Below are 7,999 nucleotides of genomic sequence, written 5' to 3'. Positions count from 1 at the left end.
GGGGGCGCCGATGGTGTTCAGCATGACGCGGAGGATCTGGTTGTTGGTCCAGGTGGGGTGGACGGACCAGATCAGGGCGGCGCTGGCGGAGGCGAGGGCAGAAGCGGCACTGGTGCCATGTCCAACACAGAGGCCGGTCTTACCGCCACAGGCATGGACCATGTCCTCCCCTGGAGCCGCCATGTCCACCTGTGGACCGAACTCGGACTCGCCGGTCCTGCCGAGGTTCTTCCCGACGGCCGCAACACCGACGACTCCGGGCGTGGCCGCCGGGTACATCACCGGATTGCCGTTTTCCCCGTCGTTGCCGACACCCGCAAAAATCAATGAGCCTTTCTGCAGGGCGTATTTGACCGCTTCAGCGACCTGCGATGAACTCTGCGACATAGCCATGGAGATGTTGATGACCTTCGCACCCTCATCAGCGGCATAGCGAATCGCAGGAGCCAACGCGTCGTTGAAAATCTTTTCTCCTTCGGCCAGATTTGCCGCCTTGGCTGTATTGGGCATACGAATCGGAAGAATCTTGGTCCCTGGCGCGAGGCCGAAGGCCCCGTTTCCTCCGTCGTATGCGCCTGTGCCGGCGATCAGACCAGCCATTCCGGTGCCATGGCCCTCGTAGTCCGTGTGCTCATCACCGGACTCGTTCGTGGCGAAGTCCTTGCCCGAGAGGATGCGCCCTACGAGATCGGGGTTGGTGGGGTCGACGCCGGTGTCGATGACCGCGACCGTGATGCCTTTGCCGGTGCTGGTCTTCCACATCGTTTCGGCCTGCATCCCGTCAAGGAACCACTGTTTCTCGCGGGTCGATCCAGCACCGACCGCCGGTGCCCCCGCAGCGCCCACCAGCAGCAGGCCCAGGGCTGTCGCCGCGGCCATGCGGCGAGCCCTGCGTCGAGTACCACTGAAGCGCATGAGCTTCGCTCTCCCTAGGTCTGAACACGTCAGTCGACAACCGGCGGCACGGTCGGACGATGATTCCGCCGCCAAGTCTCTTCGTCCTCGGTCACACCGTACGGCCGACCGCTCCCGCCTCTCGCCTGGGTCCCCTGAGGCGGGCGGGACGCAGTTCCTCCCGCGACGTGCCCTTCGCTGGAGCGTCCCGTAGCAGTCGTACCGCCCGTGATCCCGTTCCGGGGACCTGCGGCACCGGACCCGACCGCTCCGGAGCCAGGCGCCCGTCCACCCGTACGTCCCGGCTGCTGAACAGAACTACCGCCCACGACACGAGCGTTGGATGTCGGGTTCCCTCCGACGATGCCGCCGGCAGGAGACACGGGACGACCGCCAGGAGTCATGCCAGGTGCACCCGCCGCTCGGCCGGCAGAGCTGGCCATACCCGGGGTCTGGCCCATCCCCATGGGGCCGCGAGCAGGTGTGCCTTCTCCGCCCACGACCATGCCACGCGGGATGGCTCCGGTCGGCCTACCTTCGGCGGGAAGTACTGGCCGACCGCCGATGATGCCGTTGCCGCTCCCACCGGAAACACCTGGGACACGGCTGAAAGGCGTCGCGGTGCCAGGTTCCTGACCTGCTAGAGGCATGGGCACTCTGCCCGCGCCAAGTCCCCGCCCCTGGAACGACGAGTTGTTGACAGGGAGTGCCTGTCCTCCACCGAACAGAGGAGGCACAGAGCCGGGCGGCATCGCACCCCTTACAGGGCCGGGGTCGACAGGAGTACGCGGGGTCTCCACAGGAGTCTGTGTCGGCAAGGTGGCGACTGAGTCGATGGACGTCCGTACCGGCAGCATCTCGCCGGAAATATGTGGTTGGACCGTCGAAATGTCAGAGACATTGCGGACAGAAGTAACCCCACCCGAGTCAGGATGTCCCACCGTGGATGTAGACGCAGTTCCAACAGCAGAGCTCACATTTGTCGAGCCGCCGGACCGAGCCAGGTCCCTTGTATTTTCAACCGCAGCAGCATCCGTAGGCACGAACGCCTTCGGCGGCGGTGGAAACTGCGGTCTCTCCAACCCGTTTATCTGCGTAGCCGACCACGAATACGACTGCGCCAGTTTCGTCATCTGGGCAGCCGCCTCCTGGCGGACCTTCTCCTTGTCCGCGGCCAGATCTGCGAGGTTCTGGGCGGACTTGGTGCGGATCGCGGCGGAGTCGGGGTCGTTGTGGTACTTGTTGGCCGCGTCGAGGTTGGCCTGGGCGCCGGGCATGTCGCGGGGGATGGAGGACTGGGCGAGGGCGATGGCGTCGGACGCCTGGGAGAGCCAGTTCGAGGCGCCGGTGCTGAAGTCGGCCAGGTGGTGGGTGGCGCTGGTGAGGTCGGAGGCCCAGGCGCGGAACGTGTCGGCGCCGTCGCCTTTCCACTCCACCCACTGGGGGCCGACCTTCAGCTCCTCGGCGATCTTCGTGATCTCCTCGGCCGCGAACTTCAGGCGGCTGGCCGCGCCGGCCACCGTCCCCGCGTTCGCCTGGTCGAGCCATGCCAGCATCTGCTCGTGGCTCATGTCCTCGAAGGACGTACCCATCAGAGCCCACCCACCGTCTCGTTGGCCGCGGCAGGCGCGGCCTCGGTCTTCGGAGCGCTGCCGGGGACGTCGGGGACGTACTCCCCGTCGTAGTGCTGCCGGGTCTCCGCGCTGATCGCGGCCATCCGCTGGCGGACGTCCAGGTCGACGTTGTCGTACCCCTTGTGGGAGGCGAGCACGGCGATGCTCATGCCTTCCATGGAGTCGGAGAGGAGCTTGGACAGGCTCTCCAGGTCGGTGATGACCGACTGGTACGCGGTGAACAGGCCGGCGGCCTCGGTCCACGCGCCGTTGCCGCCGCCGAACTGGTTGCGGGCGACCTGGTCCTGGGAGAGCTGGGTCGCGCCGGCCGGTGATTCCTTGAGTGTGCGGATCAGCGCGTCTATCCGGTTGCGAAAGCCCGTGAACGACTCGTACTTCGCGGCGAGAGCCTGCACTTGGGCCTGCCGCGCGACAGCACTCGCCGCCGCATCCCCGTCTGCCAACATCCCGTCATCCTCCCCGTACGGATCACACAGCCAACTCTAACCACCACCACCGACAACCGACCCCCGAGGGCCACCACCGTCCATCCAACCCCCACATCCGCGCCCCCGCATGAGCACTCCTACTCAGCTCACACCACCCCACCGGAGAACGCCAGCACGTTTCGGGTACGGCGTCCCGGCCGCACCCCGGACGCACCCGAGGGGCCGCCCGCACCACGGATGGCGGGCGGCCCCTCGGGCGAGGACCGGTGCAGGGCCCGGGCCCGGAACAGGGCCCATGGACCAGGTGACTTGAGCGGGAAGGGGGTTGGAGGGTCCCCGCCCCGCAAGGGGGAGTTCAGGGGGTCCCGCCCCCGGACTCCCCGGGGTTCAGGAAGCCTTCGCCTCGGTCTTGGCCGCCGCGGGCGCCGGTGCCGGCTTCGCCGCCTCGTAGAACTCCTCGCGGGGAGTCTCCAGGGCGCCGAGGGCGACGACCTCGCGCTTGAGGAACATGCCGAGGGTCCAGTCGGCGAAGACGCGGATCTTGCGGTTCCAGGTCGGCATGGCCATGCCGTGGTAGCCACGGTGCATGTACCAGGCGAGACGGCCACGGAGCTTGATCTTCATCTTGCCCATGACGATCATCGCGACGCCCTTGTGGAGGCCGAGCCCCGCGACGGCGCCCTTGTTGGAGTGCGCGTACGTCTTCTGCGGGAAGCCCCGCATGCCGGAGACCACGTTGTCGCCGAGGACCTTGGCCTGGCGCAGCGCGTGCTGGGCGTTGGGCGGGCACCAGGCGTTCTCGACGCCGGCCTTGCGGGCGGCGACGTCGGGGACCTGGGCGTTGTCGCCGGCGGCCCAGATGTAGTCGGTGCCCTGGACCTGGAGGGTCTCGGAGGTGTCGACGTGTCCGCGAGGGCCGAGGGGGAGGCCGTAGCGGGCCAGGACGGGGTTGGGCTTGACGCCGGCCGTCCACACGATCGTGTTGGAGTCGACTTCGAGGCCGTTCTTGAGGACGACGTGGCCGTCGACGCAGGAGTCCATCGAGGTCGAGAGGTAGATCTCGACGCCGCGGCTCTCCAGGTGCTCCTTGCCGTACTGGCCGAGCTTGGGGCCGACCTCGGGGAGGATCTTGTCGGCGGCGTCGACGAGGACGAAGCGCATGTCCTCGCGGGAGACCGTCTTGTAGTACTTGGCCGCGTCCCGGGCCAGGTCCTCGACCTCGCCGATGGTCTCCGCGCCGGCGAACCCGCCGCCGATGAAGACGAAGGTGAGCGCCTTGCGGCGGATCTCCTCGTCGGTCGTGGAGTCGGCCTTGTCGAGCTGTTCGAGGACGTGGTTGCGCAGGCCGATGGCCTCCTCGACGCCCTTCATGCCGATGCCCTGCTCGGCGAGGCCGGGGATCGGGAAGGTGCGGGAGACGGCGCCGAGCGCGATCACCAGGTAGTCGAAGGGCAGCTCGTACGCCTCGCCGACGAGCGGGGCGATCGTCGCGACCTTGCGGTCCTGGTCGATGGTGGTGACCCGGCCGGTGAGCACCTCCGCCTTCGGCAGCACGCGTCGCAGCGGGACGACGACGTGGCGCGGGGAGATGTTGCCGGCGGCGGTTTCGGGGAGGAAGGGCTGGTAGGTCATGTACGACCGGGGGTCGACGACCGTGACGGTCGCCTCTCCGTAACGCATCTTCTTGAGAATGCGTCGAGCTGCGTACAGGCCTACGTACCCACCGCCTACTACGAGGATCCTGGGACGCTCCGTGGTGCTCATGCCATCGAGTATCCACCCGGGTCAGGGGGGTCGCTCGTGCGCCCCTTCACAAGCTTCGTCGGGGGGTGTGTTATCCTCCGCGACTCGCGTGATCCATGTCATGTCCGCGAGCGGGAACCCCCTCCCCCGCGGCGCCGTTGTCAATGGCCCCCGACCTGCCTCTCCGGCCGTCCGAGGGCCCCGTGAGGGATCGGTACGATGCCTCCGCGGCCCCTTCGCGTTACGTCCCCGTACCCCCGTTTTGAACGTGTTCACACGGGTGTTGAGCCCCGGAAGGGCCAACCGGGCCGCATTCCTGACCCAACGGGACCCTTTTCCTTGTGAAGAACTTCACGAACTTTTCCGCCGCGACGTCGCCGCACCCCCTCGAACCCCGCTCAAACGGTGTTCCCCCAGCTCAGCGGAGCCCTGCCGACGAAGCCTCCAGCCGATGCACAACTCCCTCATTTCGTGGGGGTTTTGGTGCCCAGTAGGCCGGTTTTGCACCCACCATCTCCACAGTTGGCTGAAAATCGCCTCTTCCCCCGCCTCTCCCCGGCCTGAATGATGTGGCTCCTTCACAACATCAACTCTGTGAAACGAGGACACACGTGAAGCAACGGGGTAAGCGAGCGGCTTCCATAGCCGCCTCGGCGATGGCACTGGCGGCCGGTCTGGTCCTGGCCGGCCCGGCGAATCCGGCGAGCGCGGCGCCGAACGTCACCTTCCGCACCTTCACGTTCACCGACGGCTCTGCCCGTGTGGACGTGTACAACGACGGCGCCTACGCCGGCACCGGCATATGGTCCGCCGACCCGGGTTCCCTCGCCTCCACCGGCGACACCCTCATCGCCCACGACGAGCTGGCGGACGGCTACGGCATCGAGGCCACCCTCAACGACGGCCGGATCGCCACGACGCGCGGTCACTCCGCGCCGTACACCGACACCACGACGGGCGACCTCGACGAGGGCGCCACCCGCACGATGAAGGTCTGCCTCGTGCAGGGCTCGTTCAGCGACTGCCGCACCGGCGTCGGCGTACACGCCTGACGCACGCGCAACGCCCCGGTACCCCAGCGGGTACCGGGGCACCCCCCTCAGCCCTCCGCCACCTTGAACGCGATCCCGTCCAGGATGTCGTGCTCGCTCACCACGACCTCCTCGGCGCCGGTCCGCTCCATGATCGACAGGAGTACGAGGGCCCCCGCGCCGATGACGTCCACGCGCCCGGGGTGCATGGAGCCGATGGCCGCGCGCTCGGCGTGGGTGGAGCGCAGGAGCCACTCGGTCAGCTCGCGGGCCGTCCCGTAGGAGATCCGGGAGTGGTGGATACGGGACGAGTCGTACTCGGGGAGGTCCTGGGCGATCGCCGAGAGCGTCGTCACGGACCCGGCGAGCCCGACCAGCGTGCGCGCCTCCCGCAGCGGGACCGTCTCCTCCGCGAGGTCGAGGGCCGCCTCGATGTCCGCCCGCATCGCCGCGATCTGCGCCTCGGTGGGCGGGTCGGTGACCGTGCCGTCGTGGACGAGGTGGCGCTCGGTCATCCGTACGCAGCCGACGTCGACGGAGCGCGCGGCGCGGACGTCCCTGTCCCCGACGACGAACTCCGTCGACCCGCCGCCGATGTCCACGACCAGGTACGGCGTCGCGAGGTCCGGCCGCGCGGTCAGCTCCCTGGTCGCGCCGGTGAAGGAGAACGCGGCCTCCTCGTCCCCGGTGACGACCTCGGGCTCGACCCCGAGGATCTCCAGCACGCCCCGGACGAATTCGTCCCGGTTCTCGGCGTCCCGGGAGGCGGAGGTGGCGACGAACCGCACCCTCTCGGCCCCCAGCTCCTTGATGACCGCCGCGTACTCCCGGCACGCCGCGAACGTCCGCTCCAACGCCTCCGGCGCGAGCCGCCCGGTCCGGTCGACCCCCTGCCCGAGCCGCACGATGGTCATCCGCCGGTCCAGATCGACGAGTTCCCCTGACGCGGGGTCGACATCGGCGACGAGCAGCCGGATGGAGTTGGTACCGCAGTCGACGGCGGCGACACGGGTCACAGGGACGCCCTTTCTTCTACTTTTCAGCCCGTCCGGCGCTTGAGGACGAGGGGTCCAGGGGCGGAGCCCCTTCAGAGGATGGGAAGCGGGATCACTCGGCGGGAACCACGCACGCACCTTTACGCCACCACTCCGGCAGCATCGCGAGCGCCTCGTCCCCCAGCGGATTCACCCCGGGCCCGGCGGCCAGCGAGTGCGCCACCAACACGTGCAGGCACTTCACCCGGTCCGGCATCCCCCCGGCGCTCGGGAACCCGGCCAGCACCTCGATCTCGTCCCGCCGCCGGATGTAGTCCTCGTGCGCGGCGCGATACGCAGCCGCCAGCTCGGGGTCCTGCCCGAGCCGCTCGGTCATCTCCTTCATGACCCCGTTCGCCTCCAGCGTCCCGATCGCCGAGTTCGCCTTGGGGCAGGTCAGGTAGTACAGCGTCGGGAAGGGCGTCCCGTCGGGGAGGCGGGGCGCGGTCTCCACGACGTCCGGCTGCCCGCAGGGACACCGGTGGGCGATGGCACGCAGCCCCCGAGGGGGGCGGCCCAACTGCTGCCGGAACGCCTCGACGTCCGCGTCGGTCGGCTCGGTGCGCTCAGTGGTCGGAGGAGGCGTTTGCATGTCGTACGGGGAGTCTCTCTGCTGTCGTTGACGTGCTCTCTGGCTTAAAGTCCAGGGATTCCGGCCTGGGTCGTCTGACCCTTCCGGGGGCTTCCTGCTTCACCGCGCTGTGCGGGCACGTGTGCCCGTCTTACCGGCGCTCCACAGGCGTTTAGCGTATCCGCCCGCCCGGCGGCGACGATACGGCGTCCTTCGAAGAGGACGTTGCGGCCCGCGTTGTGGTCACGGTCGTGCACGGTCCCGCACTCGCTGCATGTCCACTCCCGGACGTGCAACGCCTTGGGTCCGTCCCGGAACCCGCAGGCCGAGCAGATCTGCGAGGACGGGAAGGCCCGGTCGACCTTGGCGAAGGTACGGCCGTGCCGGGCCGCCTTGTATTCCAGCATCCCGGTGAACGCGGACCATCCCGCGTCGTGCACGGACTTCGCCAGCCGGGTACGGGCCAGGCCTGACACCGCGAGGTCCTCCACATACACCGCTTGGTTGTCGCGGATGATCTGTGTGGATGCCTTGTGGTGGAAGTCCCGGCGCCGGTCCGCCACCTTGGCGTGCTGGCGTGCGACCTTGACACGGGCCTTGGCCCGGTTCTTCGACCCCTTGGCCTTGCGGGACAGCTCCCGCTGGAGGCGCCGGAGTTTCTTCT

At 68.5% G+C, this 7,999-nt stretch carries 7 protein-coding genes; 1 reads left to right on the top strand and 6 read right to left on the bottom strand.

All coding sequences use genetic code 11. The features are described from left to right. The 3 genes from mycP to PV682_RS43700 form a co-directional block, all read right to left on the bottom strand. The coding region (gene mycP / locus PV682_RS43710; protein ID WP_319738486.1) for a type VII secretion-associated serine protease mycosin at positions 1 to 879 on the bottom strand (879 nt) is incomplete at its 3' end. A gap of 1,606 nt (positions 880 to 2,485) precedes the next feature. Next, complete coding sequence (locus PV682_RS43705; protein WP_319738483.1) at positions 2,486 to 2,974, bottom strand: hypothetical protein; 489 nt, start codon at positions 2,972 to 2,974, stop codon at positions 2,486 to 2,488. A gap of 369 nt (positions 2,975 to 3,343) precedes the next feature. Then, the gene (locus PV682_RS43700) at positions 3,344 to 4,720 is read right to left on the bottom strand and encodes an NAD(P)/FAD-dependent oxidoreductase (RefSeq protein WP_319738480.1); all 1,377 of its coding nucleotides are present in this window, start codon (positions 4,718 to 4,720) and stop codon (positions 3,344 to 3,346) included. 590 nt (positions 4,721 to 5,310) lie between these two features. Between PV682_RS43700 and PV682_RS43695 the strand changes: the two genes are divergently transcribed. After that, positions 5,311 to 5,751, top strand: coding sequence for a hypothetical protein (locus PV682_RS43695; RefSeq protein WP_319738477.1), 441 nt, complete (start codon positions 5,311 to 5,313; stop codon positions 5,749 to 5,751). Between the two features lie 47 nt (positions 5,752 to 5,798). Here PV682_RS43695 and PV682_RS43690 read toward each other — a convergent pair whose 3' ends face one another. The 3 genes from PV682_RS43690 to PV682_RS43680 form a co-directional block, all read right to left on the bottom strand. Next, positions 5,799 to 6,746, bottom strand: coding sequence for a Ppx/GppA phosphatase family protein (locus tag PV682_RS43690; protein WP_319738473.1), 948 nt, complete (start codon positions 6,744 to 6,746; stop codon positions 5,799 to 5,801). Positions 6,747 to 6,837: 91 nt separating this feature from the next. Beyond that, entirely contained in the window at positions 6,838 to 7,356 is a 519-nt protein-coding gene (locus PV682_RS43685) for a DUF501 domain-containing protein (protein ID WP_055721193.1), read from the bottom strand. A 44-nt stretch (positions 7,357 to 7,400) separates the two neighbouring features. Next, positions 7,401 to 7,999: RNA-guided endonuclease TnpB family protein (locus PV682_RS43680; RefSeq protein WP_319738468.1), on the bottom strand; the 599-nt coding region annotated here is incomplete at its 5' end.

The sequence above is a fragment of the Streptomyces niveiscabiei genome, assembly GCF_033794345.1.
Classification (GTDB): Bacteria; Actinomycetota; Actinomycetes; order Streptomycetales; family Streptomycetaceae; genus Streptomyces; species Streptomyces niveiscabiei.
This window is presented reverse-complemented; position numbering and strand designations above follow the sequence as displayed.